The 26,268-nt window shown below is 70.5% G+C and carries 24 protein-coding genes and 2 pseudogenes; 16 read left to right on the top strand and 10 right to left on the bottom strand.

What is annotated here, in order from left to right; genetic code table 11:
* Window positions 1-3: 3 nt before the first annotated feature.
* Together OG858_RS13525 and OG858_RS13520 are read left to right on the top strand one after the other, a co-directional pair.
* Complete coding sequence (locus OG858_RS13525; RefSeq protein WP_327748964.1) at window positions 4-597, top strand: hypothetical protein; 594 nt, start codon at window positions 4-6, stop codon at window positions 595-597.
* Window positions 598-1,110: 513 nt separating this feature from the next.
* On the top strand, window positions 1,111-1,989 hold the full coding sequence (locus OG858_RS13520; RefSeq protein ID WP_327748965.1) for a helix-turn-helix transcriptional regulator: 879 nt from the start codon (window positions 1,111-1,113) through the stop codon (window positions 1,987-1,989).
* A gap of 212 nt (window positions 1,990-2,201) precedes the next feature.
* On the opposite strand, the gene OG858_RS13515 is transcribed toward OG858_RS13520, so the two are convergent.
* The 3 genes and pseudogenes from OG858_RS13515 to OG858_RS13505 all read right to left on the bottom strand — a co-directional run bounded on the left by OG858_RS13515 (window position 2,202) and on the right by OG858_RS13505 (window position 3,667).
* Window positions 2,202-2,495, bottom strand: a complete 294-nt coding sequence (locus OG858_RS13515) for a Dabb family protein (RefSeq protein WP_086749595.1) — start codon at window positions 2,493-2,495, stop codon at window positions 2,202-2,204.
* Between the two features lie 33 nt (window positions 2,496-2,528).
* A pseudogene (locus tag OG858_RS48140) lies at window positions 2,529-2,713 on the bottom strand (hypothetical protein).
* A gap of 180 nt (window positions 2,714-2,893) precedes the next feature.
* On the bottom strand, window positions 2,894-3,667 hold the full coding sequence (locus tag OG858_RS13505) for an SDR family NAD(P)-dependent oxidoreductase (RefSeq protein ID WP_086749596.1): 774 nt from the start codon (window positions 3,665-3,667) through the stop codon (window positions 2,894-2,896).
* A 404-nt stretch (window positions 3,668-4,071) separates the two neighbouring features.
* Here OG858_RS13505 and OG858_RS13500 point away from each other — a divergent pair, with 404 nt between their 5' ends.
* From OG858_RS13500 to OG858_RS13485, 4 genes are all read left to right on the top strand, one after another.
* Window positions 4,072-4,701, top strand: coding sequence for a TetR/AcrR family transcriptional regulator (locus OG858_RS13500; RefSeq protein ID WP_086749598.1), 630 nt, complete (start codon window positions 4,072-4,074; stop codon window positions 4,699-4,701).
* A 461-nt stretch (window positions 4,702-5,162) separates the two neighbouring features.
* Window positions 5,163-5,873, top strand: a complete 711-nt coding sequence (locus OG858_RS13495) for an SDR family oxidoreductase (RefSeq protein WP_086749599.1) — start codon at window positions 5,163-5,165, stop codon at window positions 5,871-5,873.
* A gap of 91 nt (window positions 5,874-5,964) precedes the next feature.
* Entirely contained in the window at window positions 5,965-6,972 is a 1,008-nt protein-coding gene (locus OG858_RS13490; RefSeq protein ID WP_086749600.1) for a DJ-1/PfpI family protein, read from the top strand.
* 217 nt (window positions 6,973-7,189) lie between these two features.
* Entirely contained in the window at window positions 7,190-7,588 is a 399-nt protein-coding gene (locus OG858_RS13485; protein WP_086749601.1) for a MerR family transcriptional regulator, read from the top strand.
* A 210-nt stretch (window positions 7,589-7,798) separates the two neighbouring features.
* Here the strand turns inward: OG858_RS13485 and OG858_RS13480 are convergent, their stop codons facing one another.
* Window positions 7,799-8,734 carry an NADP-dependent oxidoreductase gene (locus tag OG858_RS13480; RefSeq protein ID WP_086749602.1) on the bottom strand — a complete coding sequence of 312 codons (936 nt, stop codon included), beginning with the start codon at window positions 8,732-8,734 and terminating at the stop codon, window positions 7,799-7,801.
* Window positions 8,735-9,539: 805 nt separating this feature from the next.
* On the opposite strand from OG858_RS13480, the gene OG858_RS13475 reads away from it, so the two are divergent.
* The 4 genes from OG858_RS13475 (at window position 9,540) to OG858_RS13460 (ending at window position 14,117) form a co-directional block, all read left to right on the top strand.
* Window positions 9,540-10,793 (top strand): MFS transporter, encoded by a 1,254-nt coding sequence (locus OG858_RS13475; RefSeq protein WP_327723932.1) that lies wholly within the window; start codon window positions 9,540-9,542, stop codon window positions 10,791-10,793.
* 83 nt (window positions 10,794-10,876) lie between these two features.
* Entirely contained in the window at window positions 10,877-11,899 is a 1,023-nt protein-coding gene (locus tag OG858_RS13470) for an aldo/keto reductase (protein WP_328544855.1), read from the top strand.
* A gap of 227 nt (window positions 11,900-12,126) precedes the next feature.
* Window positions 12,127-12,975 (top strand): aldo/keto reductase, encoded by an 849-nt coding sequence (locus OG858_RS13465; protein WP_086749611.1) that lies wholly within the window; start codon window positions 12,127-12,129, stop codon window positions 12,973-12,975.
* 143 nt (window positions 12,976-13,118) lie between these two features.
* Window positions 13,119-14,117 (top strand): SMP-30/gluconolactonase/LRE family protein, encoded by a 999-nt coding sequence (locus tag OG858_RS13460; RefSeq protein WP_328544856.1) that lies wholly within the window; start codon window positions 13,119-13,121, stop codon window positions 14,115-14,117.
* An 858-nt stretch (window positions 14,118-14,975) separates the two neighbouring features.
* On the opposite strand, the gene OG858_RS13455 is transcribed toward OG858_RS13460, so the two are convergent.
* Window positions 14,976-15,140 (bottom strand): hypothetical protein, encoded by a 165-nt coding sequence (locus OG858_RS13455; protein WP_086749606.1) that lies wholly within the window; start codon window positions 15,138-15,140, stop codon window positions 14,976-14,978.
* 131 nt (window positions 15,141-15,271) lie between these two features.
* Window positions 15,272-16,651, bottom strand: a complete 1,380-nt coding sequence (locus OG858_RS13450) for a hypothetical protein (RefSeq protein WP_330346563.1) — start codon at window positions 16,649-16,651, stop codon at window positions 15,272-15,274.
* Between the two features lie 194 nt (window positions 16,652-16,845).
* Between OG858_RS13450 and OG858_RS13445 the strand changes: the two genes are divergently transcribed.
* The 3 genes from OG858_RS13445 (at window position 16,846) to OG858_RS13435 (ending at window position 20,424) form a co-directional block, all read left to right on the top strand.
* On the top strand, window positions 16,846-17,769 hold the full coding sequence (locus tag OG858_RS13445; RefSeq protein WP_319321780.1) for a Nif3-like dinuclear metal center hexameric protein: 924 nt from the start codon (window positions 16,846-16,848) through the stop codon (window positions 17,767-17,769).
* Window positions 17,766-18,509, top strand: coding sequence for a zinc ribbon domain-containing protein (locus OG858_RS13440; protein WP_086752384.1), 744 nt, complete (start codon window positions 17,766-17,768; stop codon window positions 18,507-18,509). The genes OG858_RS13445 and OG858_RS13440 overlap by 4 nt, the downstream gene beginning before the upstream one ends.
* A 79-nt stretch (window positions 18,510-18,588) precedes the next feature.
* Window positions 18,589-20,424 (top strand): histidine phosphatase family protein, encoded by a 1,836-nt coding sequence (locus OG858_RS13435; protein WP_328544857.1) that lies wholly within the window; start codon window positions 18,589-18,591, stop codon window positions 20,422-20,424.
* On the opposite strand, the gene eda is transcribed toward OG858_RS13435, so the two are convergent.
* Entirely contained in the window at window positions 20,410-21,075 is a 666-nt protein-coding gene (gene eda / locus OG858_RS13430; protein WP_327723927.1) for a bifunctional 4-hydroxy-2-oxoglutarate aldolase/2-dehydro-3-deoxy-phosphogluconate aldolase, read from the bottom strand. The two genes, OG858_RS13435 and eda, sit on opposite strands and share 15 nt — an antisense overlap.
* Before the next feature lie 90 nt (window positions 21,076-21,165).
* Complete coding sequence (yaaA, locus tag OG858_RS13425) at window positions 21,166-21,948, bottom strand: peroxide stress protein YaaA (RefSeq protein ID WP_327723926.1); 783 nt, start codon at window positions 21,946-21,948, stop codon at window positions 21,166-21,168.
* Window positions 21,949-22,160: 212 nt separating this feature from the next.
* Here yaaA and OG858_RS13420 point away from each other — a divergent pair.
* Window positions 22,161-23,629: pseudogene (locus OG858_RS13420) on the top strand (RNB domain-containing ribonuclease).
* On the opposite strand, the gene OG858_RS13415 reads toward OG858_RS13420, so the two are convergent.
* Together OG858_RS13415 and OG858_RS13410 are read right to left on the bottom strand one after the other, a co-directional pair.
* Entirely contained in the window at window positions 23,580-24,206 is a 627-nt protein-coding gene (locus tag OG858_RS13415) for a hypothetical protein (RefSeq protein WP_319259183.1), read from the bottom strand. The pseudogene OG858_RS13420 and the gene OG858_RS13415 overlap by 50 nt on opposite strands.
* Window positions 24,203-25,009 (bottom strand): MerR family transcriptional regulator, encoded by an 807-nt coding sequence (locus tag OG858_RS13410; RefSeq protein WP_319259180.1) that lies wholly within the window; start codon window positions 25,007-25,009, stop codon window positions 24,203-24,205. The genes OG858_RS13415 and OG858_RS13410 overlap by 4 nt, the downstream gene beginning before the upstream one ends.
* 176 nt (window positions 25,010-25,185) lie before the next feature.
* On the opposite strand from OG858_RS13410, the gene OG858_RS13405 reads away from it, so the two are divergent.
* Window positions 25,186-25,341 carry a hypothetical protein gene (locus OG858_RS13405; protein WP_408059392.1) on the top strand — a complete coding sequence of 52 codons (156 nt, stop codon included), beginning with the start codon at window positions 25,186-25,188 and terminating at the stop codon, window positions 25,339-25,341.
* 84 nt (window positions 25,342-25,425) lie between these two features.
* Window positions 25,426-26,256 (top strand): helix-turn-helix domain-containing protein, encoded by an 831-nt coding sequence (locus OG858_RS13400; protein WP_319259177.1) that lies wholly within the window; start codon window positions 25,426-25,428, stop codon window positions 26,254-26,256.
* The last annotated feature ends 12 nt before the right edge of the window (window positions 26,257-26,268 follow it).

The following is a 26,268-nucleotide window of genomic DNA, read 5'->3' as shown; positions in this document are numbered from 1 at the left end:
GTCGTGTTGCCGCGACCGCTGGCCGACGACATGCTGCGTGGTGCTCTCGACCGCCTCCCCCACGCCCGCGACCGGCTCAGCTTCGTGCTCGCCGCCGTGCACGCTCTGAGCACCCACGACCAGCGCCATCTGCTGCTCGACGACCTCGACCACAGCCGCGCCACCCTCCTCGCGCGCCGCACCGTCAAGCCCGTCCACACCATCTACCTGGACGAACTCACCTACCGCCTGGCACGGCAGTGGCTCGCCGAACGCCACCGACGCTGGCCCACCACCACCAACCCCTACCTGCTGGTCACCGCCCATACCGCCACCGACGACAGCCAGCCCCCGGTATCGATCCAGGCGATCAACAAGCCCCTGCGCGCCCACGGCCACCAGGCCGGCCGCCTGCGGGTGGACCGCATCCTACGAGGCCCAGCACACCGACGACCCCCTCCACCTCATCCGCCTCTTCGGCCTCTCTCCCCGCACCGCCATGAAGTACATCCACGCCGCACACCCGCACCGCAGCCAACACGACCCGATCACGTCCTGAGCAGCACGAGCTGTAGGAATGTGAGGAACTTGGGCACTCCCACTTGGGACGCTAGTTGAGCACGGCCCGGCCGTCCTGCGGTGCCGGTACTTGAGCAGCGGATCCTGCTGTCTGTCTGCAGGAACTGCACACTCCGCTCGCGTGCCTGCGGCCTCGGCGAGTGAGCCGAGCGGCGGCCGAGGGGCTCTGGCCCTTGTTCTTGCCCAAGGTGATGACACGATTCTGGGCAATCTGCGCTACGGGCACACCCTGGCGGTCGCCGCGTACGTTTACACGGTCGGCCACGCAAGTGATCGGCGCACCCCGAAGCGAGTGCCGGGCCCCCGGCGGGGAAGCGGTGGCCGGGGCTGACTACGTTCCGCCAGCCGGACCGAGCCAGACGCAAGTCGCGTGGCATGAGGGCCGGTGTGCGGACGGTGTGTTGCACTGGCCGCTACGGTGCGGCCCGGCCGGGATCCTGGGAGTGGGGCAATCCCCAAGGGATCGCCTCCGGCCCTGCTGTGGGAGACCCTGCGGTGAGGGGTACTGACAGGGACCCCCACTGATCGCTTTGTTTTCCTACGCTGGGTTCCATGGACAACCGGGCTGAAGTCGGCGCATTCCTCACGTCCCGCCGCGCCAAGATCACGCCGGAGCAGGCGGGCATGCCGGTGTACGGACAGCGGCGGGTGCCCGGGCTGCGCCGCGGTGAGGTCGCGATGCTGGCCGGGATGAGCGTCGAGTACTACACGCGTCTGGAGCGCGGCAATCTCACCGGGGTCTCCGACAGCGTCCTGGACGCCCTCGCCCAGGCGCTGCGGCTGGACGACACCGAGCGGGATCACCTCTACGCCCTGGCGCGGGCGGCCAACACCAGTGGGGCCCGGGTCCGACGCCGCCCGAAGAAGGCGACCGTGCGGCCCAGTGTGCTGCGCATCGTCGAGGGCCTGCACGATCAGCCGGCGTACGTGCGCAACAACCGCATGGACATCCTGGCGGCCAATCCGCTCGCCCGCGCTTTGTTCAGCGAGGTGTTCGAGGCGGAGCCGGTCAACACCTGCCGGTTCGTCTTCCTCGACCCCCGCGCCGCCCGGCTGTTCCCCGACTGGGAACGCGTGGCCCGCGACGGGGTCGGGGTGCTGCGGGTCGAGGTCGCCAAGAACCCCTACGACCGGGAGCTGTCGAACCTGATCGGTGAGCTGTCCACCCGCAGCGACGTGTTCCGCACCATGTGGGGCGCGCATGACGTGCACGTCTTCACCGAGGGAACCAAGCGGTTCCACCATCCGGCGGTGGGCGTGATGGAGCTGGTGCACGAGTCGCTGGCCCTGCCCGGCGACGAGGGGCTGTCCATCACCGTGTACAGCGCCGAGCCCGGCACCCTGGCCGCGGACGCCCTGAAGCTGCTGGCCAGCTGGGCAGCGAGCCAGAACCGGGACGCGGCCGTCTCTGAGGCCGACACCGAGCACTGATCCCGGTCGGCACCTGCGGGACTCCCCGCCCCGGCACCGCCCTCAGGCCGTTCGGTCCGCTGCATCTCACGCTCGTCGCACCCGGCGTCACGTCAGCTCCGGCTATTAAGCGAGAGTTCAAGACAGGAGGCGCAGCGGTGTAAAAAGCCCCGCACCGTGCGAGAGCGGGGCGGGAAGGCGCGGCCGTACCCTTCGAGAGTTCGGCGGACGGCTCAGAATTCGTAGTCGGCGATGATCCACGTGGCGATCTCGCGCCACAGCGCCACGCCCGCCTGGTGGCCCGGGTGGTCGAAGTACGTGTGCAGCGCGTCCACGTCGTCGAACGCGAAGTTGGCCGCGAAGTCGTAGGCGATGGGGCGGTCGGTGAAGTTCCAGCCGAGCTCGCAGGAGCGGATCTCCTTGATGCTGCCGTCGAGCGCGCGGAGGGCGTCCACACCCTTCATGACCCGCGGGTCATCGCGCTCGACGCCCTCGTTGAGCTTGAAGAGGATCAGGTGGCGGATCATATGAGCTCCAGGAGGGGAGTAAGGGGTGGGGGGCTACTCAGCCTGGTCAGCGAGCCAGGTGAAGAAGTTGCCGACGGACTGAGCCGGGTTCGAGATGCCCTCGAACCCTGTCTGGACGTAGCCGACGGCGTTTCCCGGGTCCGTGACATCACGTACAGCACGAAGACCACGAGCTGGACGCGTTGGAGGCTGAGGGCCGCGCCGTCTTTGCGGCCCACCTGGTCGACACGAGCGCGGGCGGCCTGGAGACGGCGACCGCAGACTGCGCGGACTTCGAGCGCAACTACTTGTACCCGACCGCGCCTGCGCCGGCACCCTCGTCGACTGGGCCAAGACCTGTCTCAACCTCACGATCAAAACCGCGAGCAGGCCCAAGGACTCGCAGGACTTCGTGGTCGCTACTCGCGGAGCATCGCGCCGCCGTTGACCGACCAGACCTGCCCGTTGATCCACTCGCCGTCGTCGGACAGGAGGAACGCCACGATGCCGGCCAGGTCTTCCGGCTTGCCGAAGCGGGGGCTGGGAAGCGTCATGCGGGTGAATTCCAGCGCCTCCGGACTCAGAGCCATCGTCTGCGCGGATTCGGTCAAGACGACTCCGGGAGACACGCAATTGCAGCGGATGCCCTGCTTGCCCCAGCGGGAGGCGATGTGACGGGTGAGTGCGTTGATCCCCGCCTTGCTTGTCTGGTACGCCGCGCGCTGGTGGTCGCCCACGTGCGCCGCGAGGGAGGAGGTGTTGACGATGGCACCACCGCCCTGTTCCAGCAGGAGGGGAAGGACAGCGCGGCTGGTGAGCGCGAAGCCGATCAGGTTCACTTCCAGGGTGCGCCGCCATACGGCCGGGTCCATGTCGAGCAGATCGCCGTCACGGCCCAAGGTCTCCGCCGAGACGTCGGCGGCGACGTTGTAGAGGCCGTCGACGCCGCCGAGTTGGGAGACGGCGGTGTCGACGAGCGCACGAACCGAACGCTCATCGGCGAGATCGAACTCGACGGCGAAAGCCGTTGCGCCCGTACTGGTGATGCGCTTGGCGGTGGCCTCGGCCGCGTCGATATTGATGTCACCGACCACGACCGCCGCGCCCTCGGCCGCGAGCCGCTCGGCGGTGGCCGCGCCGATCCCGGAGGCACCTCCGGCGACGACGATGCGCTTTGTGTTGAGTCCCTGCATTGCACTACTCCTTGTCTGTTCCGGCGCCGCAGCGATCGTCTGCTGGTAACGCCTCGTGGGGGATTTGCGGGTCTGATGTCGACCCGCAATCTCGAACTGGGGACCGTCGTCCGCGCTCTCAGCCCCTTGCGGGTGGAACCCGGCGGGGCAGATCAGTCCTGCGGTACCAAGGGCTGCCTCCTCCAGTCCCCCGGGAGCCTCGGTCAGCAGTACGACGATGTCTCCCTCTTCCCGGTGATCAAAGACGTCGGGGCGATCAGGGCGCACTGCCTGGCGCCCACTTGGCTTCGTCCACGGTGAGCTCCATGGGGGTTCGTCATTCGACCGGAAGCTCTACTTCAGATAACACAGTATCCGACACTCGTCGGAAAACCAACACTTGTCGGTTAGGTAGAGTGTGGGCCATGACCACGTCCCGACGGAACGCACCGGCAGGCGACCGCCGCGTACGGCGTACTCACGCAGCCCTGCAGGGAGCACTGATCAAGCTCGTCGAGGAGCAGGACCTGGGGCAGATCAGCGTCGCGGACGTGGCGGAACAGGCCGGGGTGAACCGCACGACCTTCTACGACCACTACCGGGACGTGCACGAACTGGCCGAGGCCGCCTGCACCGCGACGATCGACACCCTCATCGAGTCCCTCCCCGCCCTCGACCCCGCTCCGGCGGCCCCGGATGCGGAACCCGCCCGATCACTCGTCGCGTTCTTCGAGAACCTCGCCGAACACGCCGGCCTCTACCGCAGCCTCCTGGGACCACAGGGCAGCGCCCGCGTCATCGACCACATCCGCAGCCGCATCTCCGCCAACGTCCACGTCACCGTGCGCCTCAACGCCGGCGCTGCGCCGGACAGCGTCTCGACGACCGACATCCCCCACGACGTACCCGCCGCATTCACCGCCGGGGCACTCCTCGGTGTGGCCACCGACTGGCTCCAACGCGACAGCCCCCGCACACCGAACGAGATGGCCGAACTGACCTGGCAACTCCTCGTCACCCACCACCCCACCGACGCCCGGCATGCCGCAACATGAGGTGATCCTGCGGCTCGCGAGCCTCGAGAAGAATCGCCCGCGAACGACGATTAAGACCGCAGTCGACAGCGCGAAGGGCTGGAGGAGAGGCTGGGCAGCGGGGATCGACGGACATGCGGCTGGGAGGAAAACACCTTCGCGCCCCAGCTCTACACGCCCCGCGCCGCCGTCGCGTCCGTGCCGCAGGGGAGTTCACCGTAAGCCGGGGGCGGACAAGCATTCCGAATCCCGCACCCAGGCCAGGCTTTGAAGCCACCCGGCCCGACTCCGGCCTGGTGCTGCTGGTCGGCCGCCGCCCGCCCGCGCGACGGCGCGGGGATCACCGTGAGGCAGCGGCGTCTGCCTTCTCGTCTCACCCTGAAAAGACTTGCACCTGACGTTAGCGTGAGGTTCTAGCGTGGCTGTTGTCGGGCCCATCAGGGCGCTGCCGACGATGCATACCTACGTGAAGGACCACCCCCATGCACATCGCCAGCTCCGTCGCCCTTGTCACCGGTGCGAGCCGCGGCCTCGGCCGCCACTTCGTCACCCAGCTGCTGGAGCGGGGAGCGACGAAGGTGTACGCCACCGCACGCAACCCCGAGAGCGTTGATCTGCCCGGAGCGGAGGTGCTGGCACTCGACATCACCGACCCGGCTTCCGTCGCCGCCGTGGCGGAAGCCGCCTCGGACGTGACGCTGCTGGTCAACAACGCCGGCATCATCACCATCAATGACCTGGTCAACGGGGACCTGGACCAGATCGAACTGGAAATGGACACCGCCTACTACGGACCGTTGCACATGATCCGTGCCTTCGCCCCGATCCTGAAGGCGGGCGGCGGCGGGGCGATCGTCAACGTCCTGTCGGTCGCATCCTGGGTCCCCTCCGAGCACTGGGGCGCCTACAGCGCGGCCAAGGCCGCCGCGTGGAGCCTGACCAACAGTGTCCGCCTGGAACTCTCGCGGCAGAACACCCTGGTCACCGGCCTGTATCTGGGACCCACCGACACCGACATGGCTAAAGGTCAGCCGTTCGAGAAGAACGATCCGGCCGACGTTGTCAGGGCCGCACTCGACGGGGTCGAGGCCAAGCAGTCCGAGGTCATCGCCGACGCGCTGTCCGCGCGGGCCAAGGCCAACCTGGCTCTGGACCCCGCCGTGGTCTACACACCGGCCGCGACCGCCGCCTGACATCCCAGGATCGCCCACCACGGCGCGACGGTCCGTGACCGATAAGCGCGCCCTCCATTCCCCCAGCTCGCAGCATGAAAGAAGGCCCGCCATGAACGCCCCCACCTCCTCGTCCAGGCCCAAGGCACTGATCGTCGTCCCGTCGGCTGCTCTTCTCCCGCTCACCGCACCGGCAGACCACCCCGGCGTCTCCACCGGGTTCTATCTGGTCGAACTGGCGCAGATCCTCATGGAATTCGGCGACGAGTACGACTTCACCTTCGCCACCCCCGGCGGGCTCGTCCCGCAGCTCGAGATCAACGGCCTGGCCCTGTCGATGCACGCCGGCGCCAAGTTCAGCTCCGCAACGGTCTCCGCCACCGCGGCACAGGCGTTCCGCTTCGATGTCGACACCTTCCGTGCCAAACGGCCAGGACTCGTCGCCCGCCGGGACAGCGAACTCGCCCTCGCCCGCCGCTACCTGGGCCGCCTGCCCGTCTCCGAGTCGCTGCCAGGCAGCGACAAAGAGGTCGTGGTGCTGCGTGACGACCTGATCAAGTCGATGCAGGACCTGCCGGAGCACAGCTACCTGTCCATCGAGCAACTCGTGCACAGACACCGCGACCCCGAGGACACCTTCGACCTGAGCGCGTTCGACTTCGTGCACATGCCCGGCGGCCACGCCCCCATGGTCGACTTCGTCGACAACCCCTGGCTCGGCGAACTCCTGCACACCCTGCGCGAGAACCAGGTGCTGATCTCGCTGATCTGCCACGCCCCCATCGCCATGGCCTCGGCCAAGTACCGGGTGAGCACCGACGGCACCGTCATCACCGACCTCGACCACGCCTTCAACGGTGTGCGGGTGACCACGGTCGCCAAGTCCGCCGAACTCTTCGTCCTCAGCAACGGCTACCTCAAGATCCCCGGCAAGAAGGTGCGGATGGGCTACTTCATCGACGAAGCCCTCAGGAACGCCGGCTACAAGGTGGAGACGACTACCAACCCGACCGCCATCAAGGTCATCTGGGAGGAAGGCGTCCGCCTGCTCACCAGCAACGGCCCCCAGGCCATCGACGAGCACACCGCACGCCTGCGCACCCTCCTGCCGAGCCACTGACCCTCACCCTCCCGGCACCGCCGGGACCACAGACTTGGCGCATGCCATCCACGGATGGCATGCGCCAGATCGGCATGTCCACCTGATTTCACCGTGATCCGGCACGCTCCTGCCCGGACAAGAAGAAGGGCCCGTGATGACGACGTCAGCTACGCTGAAACCTCACACTGACGTCAGGGGCAACTCTGGCGCCACGCCAACCCGGCAAGGAGGAGCAATGCGGATCGGAGAGGTCGCCGAACAGGCGGGGGTGAGCGTCCGGGCACTGCGGTACTACGAGGAGCAGGGGCTGCTCGGTGCCACCCGTACCGGTGGGGGGCAGCGTCAGTACCCGGAGGGCGCGGTCGCCCGGGTCAGGATGATCCAGCAGTTGTACGCCGCCGGCCTGGCGAGCAGGCTTGTTCGCGAGGTCCTGCCGCGGTGCATGAACGAGGGCCCCTCGCCCGTCGGGTTCAGCGACAGCCTCATCACCGAACGGGCCCGCATCGACCGCCAGATCAACGACCTGACGGCAGTGCGCGCCCGCCTCGACGAGATCATCGAGGTGGCGACGGACCCCAGCCACCCGCACCACAGCCACCCCGTACGCGGCGGCATCGCCGCCAGTACCGCCTGAGGCGGTCTTGGCGCACACCACTCATCAGTGGTGTGCGCCAAGACCGCCTCAGCTACCGACCCCATCGTCGCCTCGGTGGGGTCGCCGCGCGCGAAACGTCATCCGCCTGGCTGCACGGCCTCGCCGCGGCCTGTGCGTCCGGTACCGGACAGCGGCGGCCTCTGTCCCAGCCGGGACAGAGGCCGTCGTACGAGAGGGTGGGCGTCGCGCTCAGTCCATGGTGAGGACGACACGCCCCTGGAGCCCGCCCTTGATCATGCGGGCGTATGCCTGCGCGGCATCCTGCAGCGGGTAGGTCTCGGCCACGCGCAGCGCCAGGTGTCCGGCCGCGGCCAGATCGGACAGCGTCGAAAGCGTCGCCGCGTCCGGGCCGACCTGCGTCAGGAGGACCCGGATGCCTCGCTCGGTCTGAGGCAGGGCGTCGAGCCGTGTGGTCACGAACCTGCCGCCGTCCGCCACCGCACCGATGGCGGTCTGCCCCAGCCTGGCTGTGTCGAGAACGGCGTCGACTCCTTCGGGGCGCACCGTGCGGACGGTCTCGACGAGCGGCTGCGACGCCGGCACGTATACGTCGGCCCCCGCCACCTTCGTCGCGAACTCGCCGTCGGACGAGAGGTCACTGGCGATGACCACGGCTCCCCGGCGCTTGGCCAGCTGCACCGCGTAGCCGCCGACCGCTCCCTCCGCCCCGGTGATGAGCACGGTCTGGCCCGCCTGGATGCCGAGCAGTTCGACGGACTGGGCGGCGGTCAGGCCGTTGAGGGGGATGGTGGCGGCGTGGACGGGGTCGACACCGGCGGGCGCCGCGGCGATCGCCTGGGAAGGAACCACGATGTACTCGGCCTGGCCCCGGTTCAGCCCCAGGGGCAAGCCGTGGCTGAACGCGATGACGCTCTGTCCGGGCTTCCAGTGGATCCCCGGGCCGACGGCGTCGACAATGCCGGCGACATCCCAGCCGAGGCCATAGGCGACCCCCTCCGGCGGAGCGGGGAAGAAGCCCCCGCTCCAAGCCGCCACATCGGTCGGATTGAGCCCGGCCGCCTGGACCTTGATACGAATCTCGCTCAGGCCCGGTACAGGCTTGTCGACTTCGGCGACCTCGACGACGTCCGGGCCGCCGAGCGAACGGTAAACGGCTGCGCGCATGAGTACTCCTGCTGTCGGGCGCACCTGCTCACAGCAGACGCGGAAGATCGCTGACGTAGAAAGGCGATGTCCGCAGGGAGCCGCGGAGCGCCAACAGCCACCACGCTAAAACCTGACGCCAACGTCAGGTGCAAGTCGGGCAGCGTTCGGCATGAGGCCGAGCATGCCGAGCTGGTTCTCCTCCATGGTCCAAGCCCTCGGTCGAGTAGAGCGGGGTGCAGGGACGACACGCAGGACGGGCAGGGAAGTCGTCACCCACGACGCCGCGCAGATCATCGAGCGAGCGGACCTGCGCGGTCGGCCAGGTACGGGCCAGCGTCGACTTGCTCGCGCCGAGGGCTCCGGTAAGCCTGTTCTCGGGCAGGCCCGGGTACAGCACCGAGGTGGATCTCCCTGCGGGTGACGGGCGCGGGCAGCCCAGTTCAGGCGCGGCCCGGCGCTGTCGGTGATCAGGGCGGCGGCCTCGTGCAGGTAGCAGGAGGCGTCACCGTCGCGGTCCGGCTCGATCTGCTCCGCCCGGCGTGCGGCGGTGCTGACCACCTGCGCGAGCATCGGTGAGGACGGCCTGCCTCCCGTGCCGCAGTCGTTACCCCGATTCGCGGTGTACACGCTCGCGTTCTCGGCGTGAGGGGGTCTCTGCTGTTACCCCTCACAAGCGTGACTGTCTGCCGGGCTCGGCTGCTGGTTTCGTGGATTGCGGCGGGCCAGAAGTGCTCCGCCCGCACCACCTACGGCGCGCATGCCGCTTTACCGGAACGCCTCCGGATGACCGGGGCCCGCGCCGGCTCTCTTGAAAGGATCGTCAGTGAGTTCCCCCTCGTCCACGAAGCCGGATCCCTCGGCCGCCGCACTCCTCACAGGTGACGGCGGCACGGCAGCGCCCGCCGGGAAGGTCAAGCTGCCGCCGGTGGTGTGGCTGCTGGGTGCCATCACCTTCATCATGGGCACCAGCGAGTTCGTCGTCTCGGGCCTGTTGCCGGAGATTTCCGGCGCCCTGGGTGTCAGCGTCTCCAGCGCCGGGACGCTGATCACCGCCTTCGCCGTCGGCATGATGATCGGCGCGCCCGTGATGTCCCTGGCGACCCGGCGCCTGCCGCGTCGCTCGGCCCTGGTCGCCGCGCTGCTGGTCTTCGCCGCGGGGCACGTCGTCAGCGCGCTCAGCTCCAGCTTGGGGCTCGCGATCGTCGGCCGGGTTGCCGCCGCGCTGGGCAACGGCACCTTCTGGGCCGTGGGCGCGGTGGTGGCGACCGCGGCTGCGGGACCGGCCGCCAGCACCCGTGCCACGGGCGTGATGGTCGGCGGCATCACCCTCGCCAACATCGTCGGCGTCCCGCTCGGTACGGCAGCCGGCCAGCTGGGCGGCTGGCAGGCCCCCTTCTGGATGCTCGCCGCTCTCGCCGTGGCCGCCGCCGTGGTGGTGGCCCGCCGGCTGCCCGCCGACACCACACGCGCCGACACATCTCTGCGCGCCGAGACGGCCGCGCTCAAGCATCCGCGCCTGTGGCTGGTCTACCTGGCCATCGCGCTCATCCAGGCCGGCATCATGGCCGCCTACAGCTACGTCGCCCCGCTGCTGACCGAGCGGGCCCACCTCGCGAGTGCCGTGGTACCGCTGGCGATGCTCGGCTTCGGCATCGGCGCCCTGGCCGGCACCACGGTCGGCGGACGCCTCGGCGACCGCCGGCCCTACACCACGCTGATCCCGGCCACCGCAGTCACGGCCGCGATCCTGGGTGCCATCACCCTGTGGGCGACCAACAGCGTCGTGGCCGTGGTCCTGGTCGTGCTGCTCGGCGCAGCCGGCTTCGCCAACAACCCGATCGTCGTCGGTGAGGTCGTCCGCATCGCCGGAGCCGGCCGGTCCCTGCCCATGGCCCTGGCCACGTCCGCCTTCCAGGTCGGCATCGCCGCGGGCTCCTGGCTCGGCGGCATCGCCCTGACCTCCAGCCTGGGCCTCAAGGGCCCGTCGCTGACCGGCTTCGCCTTCGCTCTCACGGCCCTGCTGCCGCTGGGCCTGCTGGCCTCCTCCCACCGCAAGACGGAATCAGCGCGGAGCTGACACCGCAAGGGGAGGCCAGGCCCTCCCCTTGCGCATCCGACACCTCGATCCGAGCAAGCCGTACAAGACAGATGGAGATCACCATGGAGCACCGTCTGCTGGGCCGGACCGGCCTGTCCGTCAGCGAAATGTGCCTGGGCGCGATGATGTTCGGCCCGTGGGGCAACCCCGACCACGACGAGGCCACCCGGACCATCCAACGCGCCCTGGACGCCGGCATCAACTTCATCGACACCGCCGACGTCTACTCCCACGGCGAGTCCGAGGAGATCGTCGGACGGGCCATCAAGGGCCGCCGGGACGACATCGTCCTGGCCACCAAGTTCCACAACCCCATGGGGGACGACCCCAACCAGCGCGGCAACTCCCGACGCTGGATCATGCGGGCCGTCGAGGACTCGCTGCGCCGGCTGGGAACCGACTACATCGACCTCTACCAGGTGCACCGGCCCTCACTCGACACGGACATCGAAGAGACCTTGGGCGCCCTGACGGACCTGGTACGCCAGGGCAAGGTCCGCTACCTCGGCTCCTCCACCTTCCCCGGCAGTCAGATCGTCGAAGCCCAGTGGGCCGCCCACGACAGGTGCCTGGAGCGGTTCGTGTGCGAACAGGCCCCGTACTCCATGCTCGTGCGAGGCATCGAGGCCGATGTCCTGCCGACCGCGGCCCGGCACGGCATGGGAGTGATCACCTACAGTCCGCTCGCCGGTGGCTGGCTCTCGGGCCGCTGGCGCCAGGACGCCGACCTGCCCACCCCGTCACCGGCCCGGCAGCGCCTCGCTGACCGCTTCGACATGTCCCTGCCGGTCAACCAGCGAAAGCTGGAGGCGGCCGAAGCCCTCGCCCACCTGGCCGAGGACAACGGAGTGACGCTGATCGAGATGGCCATCGCGTTCGCGCTCAACCATCCCTCGGTCGTCTCGGTCCTCATCGGCCCGCGCACGCTCCAGCATCTGGAGACGCAACTGCCCGCGGCCGACGTGGTCCTGGACCCCGCGGTCCTGGACCGCATCGACGCCATCGTCACCCCCGGCACGGTCATCAACCCGGCCGACAGCAGCTTCGCCAACCCCGCCCTGGAACCGGCGGCCCGCCGACGCTGACCAGGGACTTACACGGAACACGGAACCGCCGCCGCCTCCGGCGTGACGCTGTCGGACGACCTGCTGGCGGCCGTCGACCAGGCCCTCGGCGACGTCTCCGTCACCGAACCCACCCTCGCCCCTTCCGCCCAGGCCGGCATCAAGCACCGCTGAGCAGACGGCTGCTGCCCGGCCGACGCCCCCACACACACAGCCAGAAAGCGAAGGTCTCCGCCATGACCGGCAAGATCCCCCAGGTTTCCCTCAACAACGGCGTTCAGATGCCGATTCTCGGCTTTGGCGTCTTCCAAATCCCCGAAGACCAGACCCAGCAGGCGGTGGAGGCCGCGCTCGAAGCCGGCTACCGCCTGCTCGACACCGCCGCCGCGTACGAGAACGAGCGCGCCGTGGGCAGGGCCATCGCCGCCAGCGGCATCCCCCGCGACGAGCTGTTCGTCACCACCAAACTGTGGGTCCAGGACTACGGCCAGGACAGTGCCGAGCGCGCCTTCGACCGCTCACTCGACCGCCTTGGTCTCGACTACCTCGACCTCTACCTGACCCACCAGCCCTTCGGCGACTACTACGGGTCATGGCGGGCCATGGAGGACCTCAACCGGGCCGGTCGTACCCGGGCGATCGGGGTCAGCAACTTCTACCCCGACCGGCTTGCCGACCTCATCACCCACCACGAGATCGTCCCCGCGGTCAACCAGATCGAGACGCACGTGTTCTTCCAGCGCGTGGGCGACCAGAACCTGATGCGTGAGCACGGCGTCCAGCACGAGTCCTGGGGGCCGCTCGCCGAAGGCGGCCAGGGCTTCTTCGACAACCCCGTGCTCGTCGACATCGCCCGCGCCCACGACAAGTCCGTCGCCCAGATCGCCCTTCGCTGGCTCGTCCAGCGCGAGATCGTCGTGATCCCGAAGTCGGTGCGGCCCGAACGCATGGCAGAAAACCTCGACGTCTTCGACTTCCAGCTCACCGCCGACGAGATGGCACGCATCGCCGGCCTGAACACGGGCCGCAGCCACATCTTCGACCACCACGACCCCGAAAAGGTCACGTGGCTCGGCGGGGTGCGGTTCGACACCTGATGCCGCGCCGCGTCTCGCTCCCGTGGTCACCCATCCGCAGTCAGTTTCCCCGCCGCCAGGTGGTCAGCCGGGGGAACCATCCGGCCCAGGAACGTGCGGCACCGCTCCGTCGTCCTCCAGCCGCTTGCACAGGAAGCAACACCATGCGCATTCGCGTCACTCACGCCGCAGCGATCCCTGCTCTCGCGGCCGTTCTCGTCTCGACGCCGTCGGCGTCCGCCGCCACCGCAGCAGACCGTTCACAGCCGGTCATCACCCAGGTGAAGACCGCGGCCGCGTTCAACTTCGCCTCCGGCGACTCACCCGAGAACATCACCGCCAACCCGGACGGCTCCCTGACCGTGTCCCTACTGGGCGCCCCCGCGAACAAGCCGCCCAAGCTCGTGCGCATCACCGCATCCGGGCAGCGCACCACCCTCGTCACCGGGCACCAAGGCGATCAGATCACCGGCAACACCCGCGGCAACGACGGCACCGTCTACTACAACGTGAACTCCGACGACGCCTCCCGGAACGGGACCTGGAAACTCCCCCCACACGGCCGTCCCCAGCGTCTGGCCGCCCTGCCCGCCGACGGCCTGCCCAACGGCCTGGCCATCGATCGGACGGGCCGTACCCTCTACGCCGCCGACAGCTACAACGGCACGGTATGGGCCGTGCCCGTCTCCCGCGGGGCGGCGAGGGTCTGGCTGACCGGCCCGGAGCTCGCACCCGACCCCAAGACGTCCCTCAAGCTGGGCGTGAACGGCGTCCGCTTCCACAAGGGCGCTGTGTGGGTGAGCAACTTCAACCAAGGCACGCTGCTGAGGATCCCGGTCACCGCCCACAAAGACCCGGGCCCCATCCAGACCGTCGCCGACAAGCTCCCCGACTTCGACGACTTCTCCTTCCTCAACAACCACTCAGACACCGTCTTCGCCGCGCAGAACGACCCGACTGACCGGGTCAGCGTCGTGCACCCGAACGGGACCCACGAGACTGCCCTGACCGTCGACGACGGCCTCGCCTCCCCCACCACCACCGCCGTACGCGGCAACCAGCTGTACATCGCCAACGCCGGATTCAACGCACCCCACGACGCAAAACTGCAGCGCGGAACCATCAACCTCCACGCCCTCACCGCGCACTCCCGGCACCACTGAACCGCCCGGCGAGCCCGACCATCCACCAAGCGGGCTGAAGTCGCCGCCACCGGCCGGTGTCATGAACCGTCCAGGTGGTCCCGAGCCCGCCGCAGCTCTCCCCCACCGCAGCGTGGCCGCACAACGCAGCACGGCCAGTTGCCCGATCGTCTGCACTCCCAGGGCACTTCGCGTCTTGGCCTGGGAATGCCGGATCCCGTACAACTCGCCGACCGGAAGTGGCCGAGGACGTCCGCGGTGTCGGACGCCAACACGTGAAAGACGCCGCTCACCCCCGCACGCGAAGACGCCATGGCCGCAACGCCCCAGGAAGAGCCGATCCCCACAACCGTGCCCAGGCTGTACAAAGCAGCAGTCTGAAGCCCAGCCGCTGCGCCAGACCGACCGGGCCGACACCTAACAGCCACAGAGCGCCGCCTACCTGGGCAACGGCCACCGACGGTGCAACGACCGGGGCGAGCGGGGTAAACCGCTCGCCCACCTCCATGAGCTCCCCGAGCCCTTCGCCCAGGCGAAGCCTCATGTGGAAGAAGACCACTCCTTCACCACACCCTCCCGAGCACAGGCCGTACGAGCCCCTGCTGCCTCAACCGGCTGGACGATCGCCGTCTCGACCTCAAGTGGCCAGCCAGTTCGCTGCCTTGGGCCCTCAGGAATCCGCGAACCTGTCGGCTTCTCGCCGGACCCTTACAGACCCGGGTCCGGACCCGGCCCCGGACCCGGACCCGGACCCGGACCCGGAACGGGACGGGACGGCCCCGCCCGTCGACGACGAGCGGGGCCGGATGCCGTGGTGGTCGGTTCTGGTGTCGAATTGACGTTTCTCCAGAGGTGACCGGAGGGGATTCGTGTCGCCGTTCAGGCGGACGTCGTCGACTCCGTGTGTTCGGCCGGCTTGCGGTGGCGCCCGCGAGGGCTCGGCTTCTCGGCTTCTTGGGCCGAGAGCTGGCCCCGGTGTTTGCCGTGGCCGTCCGCCTCGTGGGGGTTGGCCTTGGGTGGCTGGAATGTGTGCACGTCGCTCATTGGAAGTGTTCCCCGTCGAATGATCTTCTTACCGGCGGGTGATTTTAACGAGCGGCCCGGTATGTTTCGAAGGCGCCCGAGGGCGTGTCGCCCACGCCGCGTCCATGTCGCACGCAGCCCGCACATCACGTTCACCCGACGGTCACCTCCTCCGGCACTCGCCCCTCCAGCGGCGCCTGCTGCAGCGGCACGGGCCGAGCGACAACGGGCGCGGACGGCCCCGCCCCGGTGGGCTCCGCACCCGACGCCCCGGACCGGGGTGACGTCTCCGCGGCCTCCGGCCCCGGGGCCTCTTCGCAGCCCGGCCCCCTCTCCCGGGCACCCTCCCGGGCTTCCTCCTGTGTCTCCTGCGCCTCCTGTGGCTCTTCCGACTCCTCCGGTTCCCAGGTCACCCCCACCCGAGCCACCCCGCACCGCACCACCCCCGTCGCGTACGGCAGGTGCAGCACCCCCTCCCGGCTCCACAGCCCCGCCCCCGCCAACCAGCCCTCGGGGGCGCGCAGATGAAGGATCCGGCGCGCCGCCGGGCGCCAGACGCCGACCCAGCTGCCCCGGGGGCCGTCCACGCGCAGCGCGACCCCGCAGCTCTCGGGGGTCAGGATCTGGCCCGGCTGGATGGCGAACGGGGTGATGCGATGGCCGTCGGGAACCCGCAGGCACTCCGGGAAACGGACCGGGAGCGTACTGCCCAACACGCCCCAGCCGAGCCGGTCCTGGCCGGGGGAGGGTGCGTCCGAACGGATCAGGAGCAGTCCGCTGTCGGGGTCGGCGAGCAGTACCCGGTCGTTGCTGTCGTCCGCGATCTGCAGCAGCGGCGAGACCGCGCCGCCCTGCTCCAGATCGACCACCACCGACTTCGTCCGGCCCTCCCATTCCTGGTCCAGGGCGAGCATCCGGCCCGTCCCGTCCAGCCAGACCCCGCCCGAACACCGTCCCGGCACCTGCGCCAGCATCTCCGGGCCGAACGTTCCGCCCGCCACCAGCCACACCGTCGTGGCGCTCCGGCCCAGGGCGAGGGCGTACGCCCGCTCCCCGGACGGCGCGGGCGGCAACAGCCGCAACTCGGCCGCCGGATCGGCGCATTCGACCGCGCCGAGCGGGAGTTCACCGGTGCCGGGCCCGGTCGGGTAGAGGAGCGAGAACAGGTGCCGGTCGGCGGCCAGCCGGTGGATGAGGACCCGGCCGTCGGTGAGGGGGAGCACTTCCGTGCCGGGCTCTTCCGGCTGGTTGCCGGGCAGGGGCACGGCGTACGGCTCGGGGCCGTCCAGGGTCCAGCGCTCGGGGAACCAGGACTCGCCGTCGAGGGCGAGGCGTGCCGCGTACGTCCCGTCGGCGGTGATCACACACCCGGGCGCCGGGGGCTCCTCGCTCCCGCCCCTGCCTTCGCCGCCGCCCGTGGTGTCGTTCCCGCCGCTTTCCGCGCCGGGTCTCCTCCCGTCGTTCTCCCGTCCCGTCCGTCCCGTCTCGTTCCCGTGGCCCGTCGCGGGTGAGGGTGGTGTACAGGCCGTCATCGTTCGATCACCTCCGGCGACGAAGCTAGTTTTCGTACGCACAGACATGGGACAACCCGGACCCCCTTCACACATAAGGGTGCACGTCCCGCGATTCACCTGAGGGAACGGCGATGGATGTGCTGGCCGAAGGGCGGCTGGTCAAGTGACCCGCGGCCGGTCGGGGACGGGAGTAGTGCGGGTAGCCTTTGTACGTGCCCCGTCTGTCTGAAGTCATCGCCGCGCTCGACGCCCTCTGGCCGCCAGAGAGGGCCGAGGGGTGGGACGCGGTCGGCACGGTGTGCGGAGACCCGGACCAGGAGGTCACGCGGGTACTGTTCGCCGTCGACCCGGTGCGCGAGATCGTCGAGGAAGCGGTGAGGCTGGGCGCCGATCTGCTGGTCACCCACCATCCGCTCTATCTGCGCGGTACGACCACGGTGGCGGCCTCCACCTTCAAGGGCCGCGTCGTGCACACCCTCATCAAGAACGACATCGCGCTGCACGTCGCCCACACCAACGCCGACACCGCCGACCCCGGGGTCAGCGACGCCCTCGCCGGCGCGCTCGACCTCAGGGTCGTACGCCCCCTCGTACCGGACCCCGCCGACCCGACCGGGCGGCGCGGTCTCGGCCGGGTCTGCGAGCTGGACCACCCGGTGACGGTACGGGAGCTGGCCGAGCGGGCCGCCGAGCGGCTGCCCGCCACCGCGCAGGGCATCCGGGTCGCCGGTGACCCCGAGGCGCTCGTCCGCACGGTCGCCGTCAGCGGCGGCTCCGGCGACAGCCTCTTCGACGACGTACGCGCGGCCGGTGTCGACGCCTTCCTCACCGCGGACCTGCGCCACCACCCGGCCTCCGAGGCCGTCGCCCGCACCACGGAAGGCACCCACACACCTCTCGCGCTGCTCGACGCGGCGCACTGGGCCACCGAATGGCCCTGGTGCGAGCTGGCAGCCGCCCAGCTCGACGAGATCTCCGACCGCGAGGGATGGGACCTGCGCGTCCACGTCTCCAAGACGGTCACCGACCCCTGGACCGCCCACGCGGCGTCCTCCCACCCGTCGCCCGCCACCGCCCTTCCGACGAGCGCTTCGCGCGACTCTTCTTCTTCTGACCCACTGGGAGCCCCCAACTGAACGCCGCGCCCGCCGACCAGATCCGCCTCCTCGACGTCCAGGGCCTGGACGTACGCCTGCAGCAGCTCGCGCACCGGCGGAGGTCGCTGCCCGAGCACGCCGAGATCGAGTCGCTGACGAAGGACCACACCCAGCTGCGCGACCTGCTCGTGGCCGCGCAGACCGAGGAGAGCGACACCGCCCGCGAGCAGACCAAGGCCGAGCAGGACGTGGACCAGGTGCGTCAGCGCGCCGTCCGCGACCAGCAGCGCCTGGACTCGGGTGCCGTCTCCTCCCCGAAGGACCTGGAGAACCTCCAGCGCGAGATCACCTCCCTCGCCAAGCGCCAGGGTGACCTGGAGGACATCGTTCTGGAGGTCATGGAGCGCCGGGAGTCCACGCAGGAGCGGGTCGCCGAGCTGACCGAGCGGGTCGGTGCCGTCCAGGGGAAGGTCGACGACGCGACCGCGCGCCGGGACGCCGCGTTCGAGGAGATCGACGCCGAGGTGGCGAAGGTGACGAAGGAGCGCGAGGTCATCTCGGGCTCGGTCCCCGCGGACCTCCTCAAGCTCTACGACAAGCTGCGCGACCAGCAGGGCGGCGTCGGCGCGGCCAAGCTGTACCAGCGCACCTGCCAGGGCTGCCGCCAGGAGCTGTCGATCACCGACTTCAACGACGTCCGCAAGGCGTCGCCCGACACGGTCGTCCGCTGCGAGAACTGCGGCCGCATCCTGGTCCGTACGTCCGAGTCGGGCCTCTAGAGGCAGCCGTAGGAAGCCGTAGGCGGCAGCAGGCAGTAGCGGACAGTTGGCGCGGCAAGGGTAGTAAGGGGCTTCTGGCGTGCGGGAGTTCATCGTCGAGGCCGACGGCGGTTCCCGGGGCAACCCGGGGCCGGCGGGCTACGGTTCCGTCGTCCTGGACGCGGTGACGGGCGAGACGTTGGTGGAGGCCGCCGAGTACATCGGGGTCGCCACGAACAACGTCGCCGAGTACCGCGGGCTCATCGCGGGCCTGAAGGCGGCGTACGAGCTGGACCCGGAGGCCTCCGTCCGGGTCCGTATGGACTCCAAGCTCGTCGTCGAGCAGCTGTCGGGCCGTTGGAAAATCAAACACCCCGACATGAAGCCGCTGGCCGCCGAGGCCGCGCGCGTCTTCCCGCCCGGTCGCGTGACGTACGAGTGGATGCCACGAGAGCAGAACAAACACGCCGACCGGCTCGCCAACGAGGCGATGGACGCGGGAAAGCGGGGGGAGCGGTGGTCGCCGTCGGCGTCCACCGCCGAGTTGGGCACACGGGCCGACGGGACGGCGAAGGTCATGCCCCCGGAGCCGTCGGGCCCGCCCGGGGACGCGACAGCCGGCGCCGCGCGGGCGCGGGCGGCGCTGGCGGGAGCGCGGGGCGAAACCAAGGCCAAGGGTCACGCGGCGACATCGCCCCCGGCGACCGCCGCCGAAGCCGCCCCGAACCCCCTTCTGTCGCCCGGCGTTCCCGATGTTCCCGGCGTTCCCGGCGTTCCCGGCGAAGCCACGGCCGCTTCCGCCGACCTGCCGGGCGTTGGTGAGGTTGCGGCTGTCCCGCCGGGTGATGCCGTGGTTGCGGCTGTCCTGCCGGGCGTTGGTGAGGCTCCGGCTGGCCCGCCAGGCACCGCCGACGCTGTGGGGGCCTCCCCGCTCTCGGCTGCGCCTCCTCGGGCCGCGACGTCTTCCACCGGTACGTCCGCTGAACCTGCCGGTTCGTTCGGTGCGCCTGCTGACTCGTCCACTGTCTTTGCCGGTTCGTCCGCTGTCCCTGGCGGTTTGTTCGGTGCGCCTGGCGGTTCGTCCGCTGTTCCTGGCGGTTCGTTCGGTGCGCCTGGCGGTTCGTCCGCTGTTCCTGGCGGTTCGTCCGGTGCGCCCGCCGACTCGTCCACCGCCCCTGCCGTTTCGTCCGCAGCCCCCGTTCCTTCCCCGGCCGACCGCGCGGCGGAGCCCGGTGGTGGTGGCACCCGGTCGGCCAAAGCCGCCGCAGACAGCCGTGCCGCCAGGAACGTCGCTTCCACCGCCCCCGATCTCGGAACCCCCGCCACCCTCGTGCTGCTCCGCCACGGGGAGACCCCCCTCACCGCGCAGAAGCGGTTCTCGGGGAGCGGCGGGTCGGACCCTTCTCTCTCCGACATCGGCCGTTACCAGGCGGAGCGGGTCGCCGCCGCTCTGGCCGCCCGCGGGACCATCCAGGAGATCGTGTCGTCGCCGCTCGCCCGCTGCCGGGAGACGGCGGGGATCGTCGCGGCCCGGCTCGGGCTCGGGGTGACGGTCGAGGACGGGCTGCGGGAGACGGACTTCGGCGCGTGGGAAGGGCTGAGCTTCGGCGAGGTGCGGGAACGGTACGCGGACGACATGACCGCCTGGCTGACCTCCCCTGACGCCGAACCCACCGGCGGCGGCGAGAGCTTCGAGGCCGTCGCCCACCGCGTCGCCGCCACCCGCGACGAGCTGGTCGCGGCGCACCGGGGCCGTACCGTCCTGCTCGTCAGCCACGTCACGCCGATCAAGACCCTCGTACGCCTGGCCCTCGGCGCACCCCCGGAGTCCCTGTTCCGCATGGAACTCTCGGCGGCGTCCCTGTCGGCCCTGGCCTACTACGCGGACGGCAACGCCACCCTCCGCCTCCTCAACGACACGTCACACCTGCGCTGAAAGCCGCTCGCGGAGGAGGCCCGCCGCCTCCCTCGCCAACCCCTCGATCCGCCCCCAGTCCCGCGCGGCCACGGCAGCCTCCGGCAGCATCCAAGTGCCACCCACACAGCCGACGTTGGGGAGGGACAGATACTCCGGCGCGTTGCCCGCGCCGATCCCCCCGGTCGGGCAGAAGCGCGCCTGCGGGAGCGGCCCGGCCAGCGACTTCAGATACGCCGTACCGCCGGCCGCCTCCGCCGGGAAGAACTTCATCTCCCGCACCCCTCGCTCCAAGAGCGCCACGACCTCCGACGCGGTCGACACCCCCGGCAGGAACGGCACCCCGGACGCCCGCATCGCCTTCAGCAGTACGTCCGTCCACCCCGGACTGACCAGGAAGCGCCCGCCCGCCGCGACGGCCTCCGTCACCTGCGCCGGGGTGACGACCGTGCCCACCCCGACCACCGCCGCCGGAACGTCCGCGGCGATCGCCCGTACGGCGTCCAGCGCGCCCGGCGTCCGCAGGGTCACCTCGATCGCCGGCAGCCCGCCCGCGACCAGTGCCCGCGCGAGCGGCACGGCGTCGGCGGGGTCGTCGACGACGACCACCGGCAGCACGGGCGCCAGGTCGAGGACGGAGACGTACGACAACGGGGGCGGCGACGAGGGCATGCCTGTCATCCTGCCCGGGTGTCACAGCATGCACAACGAGCGTTGCGCATGCTGCAATACCAGAGGGCGAGGGAGGGCAGCGGGGGAGGGTCAGTGGACCTCGTTCACCAGCACGTCCAACGTCCACGCCTTCCCGGCCCCCGCCGCAGGCTCCACCTCCACCACGTATCCGAGGTCCCGCAGGGCCTCCACCAGCTCCGCCGGGCCCTTGGGCGCGATCCCGGCCGACAGCAGACTCCGCACGATGCGGCCCTTGGTCGCCTTGTTGAAGTGGCTGACGACCTTCCGGGTGGGGGCGTGCAGTACCCGTACGGTCGCGGTCCGCCCCGCCACCTCGCCCTTCGGCTTCCATGCGGCCGTGTACGCCGAGGACCGCAGGTCCAGGACGAGTCCGTCGCCGGCGGCCTCGGGGAGCTCCGACGCCATCGGCGTACGCCAGTGCGTGCCGAGCGCGCCGACGCCCGGCAGCTTGACGCCCATCGAGCAACGGTAGGAGGGGATACGGTCCGTCACGCGGACCGCGCCCCACAGCCCCGAGAAGACCAGCAGCGAGCGAGCGGCCCGCTGCTTGGCCGCGGTCTCCAGGGTGGCCAGGTCGAGGGCGTCGTACAGCACCCCCGTGTAGACCTGCCCGGCCGGGCGTGTCCCGGCCGTCAGCAGCTCCGCGTTCTTGGCGACCTCCCCGCGCAGCCCCTCGCTCAGCCCGAGCACCTCACGCGCCTTGTCCTGGTCACCGGCACACAACTCCACCAGCTCACCGATCACCGCCTCCCGCGCCCCGGTGAGCATCGGCAGCGAAAGCCCCTCCAGCTTCAGCGGAGCGCCACCCGCGGAGGGGGCCTTGCCTTCGGACGGGGGCAGCAGGACGAGCACGGGCGCTCCTTGTTCTCGGGGGGTCTCGGGGCTCCGCAAAAGCGTACGGGGTGGGGAGAGGAGGACCTGCCAGGGCCAGGCCAGGGCCGGGGCCAGGGGACATGGGCGTGCGGGCTTCCGGGCAAGGCGCTCCTGGTATGCGGCAGACCAGGATGCCGCCGCCGGGGTGCCGCCGGGGTGCCGTGCCGCCCGCCCCGCCCTACGCTCGACCCATGCCCAGCCGCCATCTCCGCGTCAAGGGCGCCGCAGACGCTCCCCTGCGGGCGGCCCTGCGCGCGCTGCGCGGGGACCTCGGTGTCCCCGACGTCTTCCCCCTCCAGGTCCTCGTCGAGGCGGAGCACGCCGCGAAGTCACCGCGCCTGCCGTCGCACGACGCCACGGACATCCCCCTCTTCACCATCGACCCGCCCGCCTCCACCGACCTCGACCAGGCGATGCACCTGTCGCGGCGGCCGGGCGACGGAGGGCATGGCGGCTACCGCGTCCGGTACGCCATCGCCGACGTCGCCGCCTTCGTCACCCCCGGCGGCGCACTCGACGCAGAGGTCCACCGCCGGGTGACGACCCTCTACTTCCCCGACGGCAAGGTCCCCCTCCACCCCGCCTGCCTCTCCGAGGGCGCCGCCAGCCTCCTCCCGGACCACACCTGCCCGGCGGTCCTGTGGACACTGGACCTCGACGCGGACGGCCGCACCGAGACCGTCGACGTCCGCCGAGCCCTCGTACGCAGCCGTGCCAAGCTGAACTACGCCGGCGTACAGCAACAGATCGACGCGGGCACCGCCGAGGAACCCCTCGCCCTGCTCAAGGAGATCGGCGAACTGCGCGAGCGCCTGGAAGTCGAACGGGGCGGCATCTCCCTCAACATCCCCGAGCAGGAGATCATCGAGCACGGCACCCCGGGCGACGGCGGCGAGAGCTATGAGCCGGTGTACCGCGTCCCCCTCCCCGCCGACGGCTGGAACGCCCAGATCTCCCTCCTCACCGGAATGGCCGCCGCCGAACTGATGCTCGCCCACGGCACCGGCGTACTGCGCACCCTCCCCGCCGCCCCGGACGGCGCGGTGGGCCGCCTCCGCCGCACCGCCAAGGCCCTGCGCATCGACTGGCCGCACCACGTCTCGTACGCGCAGCTCGTCCGCTCCCTCGACCCGCACGACCCCCGCCACGCCGCCTTCCTCCTGGAGTGCACGACCCTGCTGCGTGGCGCGCACTACACGCCCTTCCGCGACGGTCACTTCCCCGACATCACCACCCACTCCGCCGTCGCCGCCCCCTACGCCCACTGCACGGCCCCGCTCCGCCGCCTCGTGGACCGCTACGCCTCGGAGGTCTGCCTCGCGGCGGCCACCGGCACCGCGACCCCCGACTGGGTCCTGGCGGCCTTCGACACCCTGCCCGACGAGATGGCCGAGGGCACCCGGCGGGCCGGACGCGTGGAGGGCGAGTGCGTGGACATCGTCGAGGCGGCGCTGCTCAGGGACCGCGTGGGGGAGGTCTTCGAGGGGTGCGTGGTGGACGTGGAGGAGGACCGACCCACCGTCGGAACCGTGCAGTTGGAGTCTCCGGCGGTCATCGGCCGCGTGGTGGGAACCCCCGGCTGCCGCTGGGGGAGCGGCTTCCGGTACGGCTCACGCAGGCGGAACCGGGAGTGGCGAAGGTGCGGTTCGTTCCGGCGTGAACTCCCGCAGCAGGCGTACGAGCTGATCGGACTCATCGGCGTGGAAGCGCACCAGGCGTACTTCCCTGCGACGGCCGAAGAAGGTCAAGTACGCGACGGGCTCGTCCAGTTCGATGGTGACGGTGGTCTGGGAACCGACCTCCATGCTCAGCTCACCGTCCCGCTTCTCGTGCGTCGTACGCAGCTCACGGCGCACCGACGCCACAGCGGTGAGCGGCACGCACAGATCCACGGTGGCGAAGCGGCGCAGGCGCAGGGTCGTGCCGGCGAGGACGTGGGGGCGGGTCACGGAGGCCGCGTGGAGCCCGACGACGATGAGGATCGTGTAGAGGTCGAGGACGAGGAAGACCTGGTGCACGAGCGGATGGTCGTGCAGCAGGACGGACATGGTCACGGTCTCGACGACACACACGAAGCCGAACCCGAACATCATGGCCCCCTGCCCCCGCGCGTACCCGAACGCCCGCCCTCCATCGCCGATCCCGTGCGGTCGACGCGCGATCCAGCGCAACACACTCCCCAGCAAAAGGAGTTCATGACGTACGAGAGAGTGGGCGATCCGGTGGGCGCTTCTCATGGGCGGTCCTCCATCAGTATCCGGAGCGAGCGGCGGATGGCCTCCGCCTGGGCCGGGGCGAAGTCGGCGTAGAAGGCGCGCAGGAAGCTGCCGGTGCCGGTGCCGGTGCCGTTGCCGCCAGTGCCGCTGTTGCTGCTGTCGAGGTCGATGTCGGTGCCCGGCGGGACCATCTCCGGCGGGATGAGACCGGCCAGCACGCGAGCCGCCTCTGCCACGCGGGGGTCGTCGGGCTCGGCGTCGGCGAGCGCGTCGAGCAGCGCGTACGCCTCGTGCGCCCGCTCCACCGCGCCGGGGACCGCCATCATGCTCTCCAGTCCGGCCAGCATTCCCGCCCGCACCTCGGGCGTAGCGGTCGTCTCCAGGAGCGCGAACACCTCCCGGTCCCTGGCGGCCATCGGTGACTGCGGCGCCGGCCCGAACTTCCCGAAGAGGGCGGCGAGTTCCGGGGACACCGGCCCCTCGACCGGCAACCGCCCGGTGCGCGCGTCCTCCATCAGGACACGCAACCGCCCCCGCCGCTCCCGGATCTCCGTCTCCTGCCGAGCCAGATCCTCGTCCAACTCCCCGAGCACCTCGACGAGTTCACGCCCGGCATCGTCCGTGAGCACGTCCCGCACCTCGGCCAGCCCGAGCCCCAACTCCGTCAACCGCCGAATCCGCGCCAGCACGACCGCGTGCCGCAACGTGTAGTCCCGATACCCGTTCGCCCGCCGTTCCGGCTCCGGCAACAGCCCGAGGTGGTGGTAATGCCGCACGGCCCGCGGGGTGACCCCGACAGTCGCGGCGAGTTCTCCGATCCGCATACGACCAGTAGAAACGTTGACGCTGCGGCAGGGTCAAGCGACGGATTCGGTAACTGGCGGCGACTGACGGTGACCGGGATCATGTGCCACGATCGAGGGAACGGTTCCCGACCTCACGGCCAGGTGATCAGCCGATGTCCCAGTCCGGCGAGCGACCGAAGAAGGAGGGGCGTGACATGACTGCCCGCAGCGGCATCCCCCTCTACCTGCTGGCCGACCGTGACACATCCCAGGTCACACTCTTCAGCAGCCCGGAGAAGGACGACTACCGCGACCACTGCACGCGTGCCTTCGGCAAGCCGCTCGACCTGGACACGGCGGACTTTCTCTGAGTACCGGGGGGCATGCGGCGGCGGTATGAAAGCCGGACTCCCAGGTGTTGCACCCCTTACAGCCTTGGAAAGGGGTGCGCGAGGATGGGCGGCGGCGGACAAGAAAGACACGGACAGACCCGGTGGACCCGTGCCACCCTCGGCCGCCCCGACCGCCCCCTCGACCTCCTCACCGCCCGCTTCGACCACCACCGCTACGCCCCGCACACCCACGAGGAATTCAGCATCGGCATCTGCGTCCTCGGCGCCTCGTGCATCGACTACCGGGGCGGTGGCCTCAGGGTGGGGGAGGGCTCGATCGTCGTCCTGGCCCCCGGCGAGGTCCACACCGGAGAGTCGGCCTACGGCACCTACGCCTACCGCGCCCTCTACCCGACCCCGGCCCTCCTCACCGACGGCATCCTCGGCGGCACCCCGCACTTCCGCGACCCCCTCGTCCACGACCCCGAACTCGCCGCCGCCCTGCGCTCCGCCCACGCCGAGCTGAGCACCTGCCCCGACCCCCTGGAGGCCGAGTCCCGCCTCCCCTGGCTGCTCACGGCCCTGGCCCGCCGCCATTCGACGTCCCGCGCAGCCCCCGACACGGTCCCCGGCGCCGGCACGATCGCCCTCGCCGTACGCGACCGTCTGGCCGACGAACTCCTCGCCCCACCCTCCCTCGCCGACCTCGCCACGGACCTGGGCCTCTCCCGCTACCAACTCCTGCGAGCCTTCCGCACGACGATGGGCATGCCCCCGTACGCCTGGCTGGCCCAGCACCGGGTGAGCCGGGCCCGGGGGCTGCTGGAGACCGGCGCCCGCCCGGCGGAGGTCGCCGGGCAGGTGGGGTTCGCGGACCAGGCACACATGACGCGCTGGTTCAGACGGGTGCTGGGGGTGACGCCGGCGGCGTACCGGACGAGCGTGCGGCCGTAGAGGCGCCGGGGG

The organism is Streptomyces europaeiscabiei (assembly GCF_036346855.1).
In the GTDB taxonomy this organism is placed as follows: Bacteria; Actinomycetota; Actinomycetes; order Streptomycetales; family Streptomycetaceae; genus Streptomyces; species Streptomyces europaeiscabiei.
This window is presented reverse-complemented; position numbering and strand designations above follow the sequence as displayed.

Coding starts and splice junctions, on each gene's coding strand:
- OG858_RS13515 (WP_086749595.1), bottom strand. CDS start 2,495: ATGATCCGCCACCTGATCCTCTTCAAGCTCAACGAGGGCGTCGAGCGC.
- eda (WP_327723927.1), bottom strand. CDS start 21,075: ATGCCCTCGTCGCCGCCCCCGTTGTCGTACGTCTCCGTCCTCGACCTG.
- OG858_RS13415 (WP_319259183.1), bottom strand. CDS start 24,206: ATGAGAAGCGCCCACCGGATCGCCCACTCTCTCGTACGTCATGAACTC.
- OG858_RS13405 (WP_408059392.1), top strand. CDS start 25,186: ATGACTGCCCGCAGCGGCATCCCCCTCTACCTGCTGGCCGACCGTGAC.
- OG858_RS13485 (WP_086749601.1), top strand. CDS start 7,190: ATGCGGATCGGAGAGGTCGCCGAACAGGCGGGGGTGAGCGTCCGGGCA.
- OG858_RS13490 (WP_086749600.1), top strand. CDS start 5,965: ATGAACGCCCCCACCTCCTCGTCCAGGCCCAAGGCACTGATCGTCGTC.
- OG858_RS13505 (WP_086749596.1), bottom strand. CDS start 3,667: ATGCAGGGACTCAACACAAAGCGCATCGTCGTCGCCGGAGGTGCCTCC.
- OG858_RS13455 (WP_086749606.1), bottom strand. CDS start 15,140: ATGAGCGACGTGCACACATTCCAGCCACCCAAGGCCAACCCCCACGAG.
- OG858_RS13495 (WP_086749599.1), top strand. CDS start 5,163: ATGCACATCGCCAGCTCCGTCGCCCTTGTCACCGGTGCGAGCCGCGGC.
- OG858_RS13470 (WP_328544855.1), top strand. CDS start 10,877: ATGGAGCACCGTCTGCTGGGCCGGACCGGCCTGTCCGTCAGCGAAATG.
- OG858_RS13450 (WP_330346563.1), bottom strand. CDS start 16,651: ATGACGGCCTGTACACCACCCTCACCCGCGACGGGCCACGGGAACGAG.
- OG858_RS13480 (WP_086749602.1), bottom strand. CDS start 8,734: ATGCGCGCAGCCGTTTACCGTTCGCTCGGCGGCCCGGACGTCGTCGAG.
- OG858_RS13400 (WP_319259177.1), top strand. CDS start 25,426: ATGGGCGGCGGCGGACAAGAAAGACACGGACAGACCCGGTGGACCCGT.
- OG858_RS13500 (WP_086749598.1), top strand. CDS start 4,072: ATGACCACGTCCCGACGGAACGCACCGGCAGGCGACCGCCGCGTACGG.
- OG858_RS13520 (WP_327748965.1), top strand. CDS start 1,111: ATGGACAACCGGGCTGAAGTCGGCGCATTCCTCACGTCCCGCCGCGCC.
- OG858_RS13410 (WP_319259180.1), bottom strand. CDS start 25,009: ATGCGGATCGGAGAACTCGCCGCGACTGTCGGGGTCACCCCGCGGGCC.
- OG858_RS13460 (WP_328544856.1), top strand. CDS start 13,119: ATGCGCATTCGCGTCACTCACGCCGCAGCGATCCCTGCTCTCGCGGCC.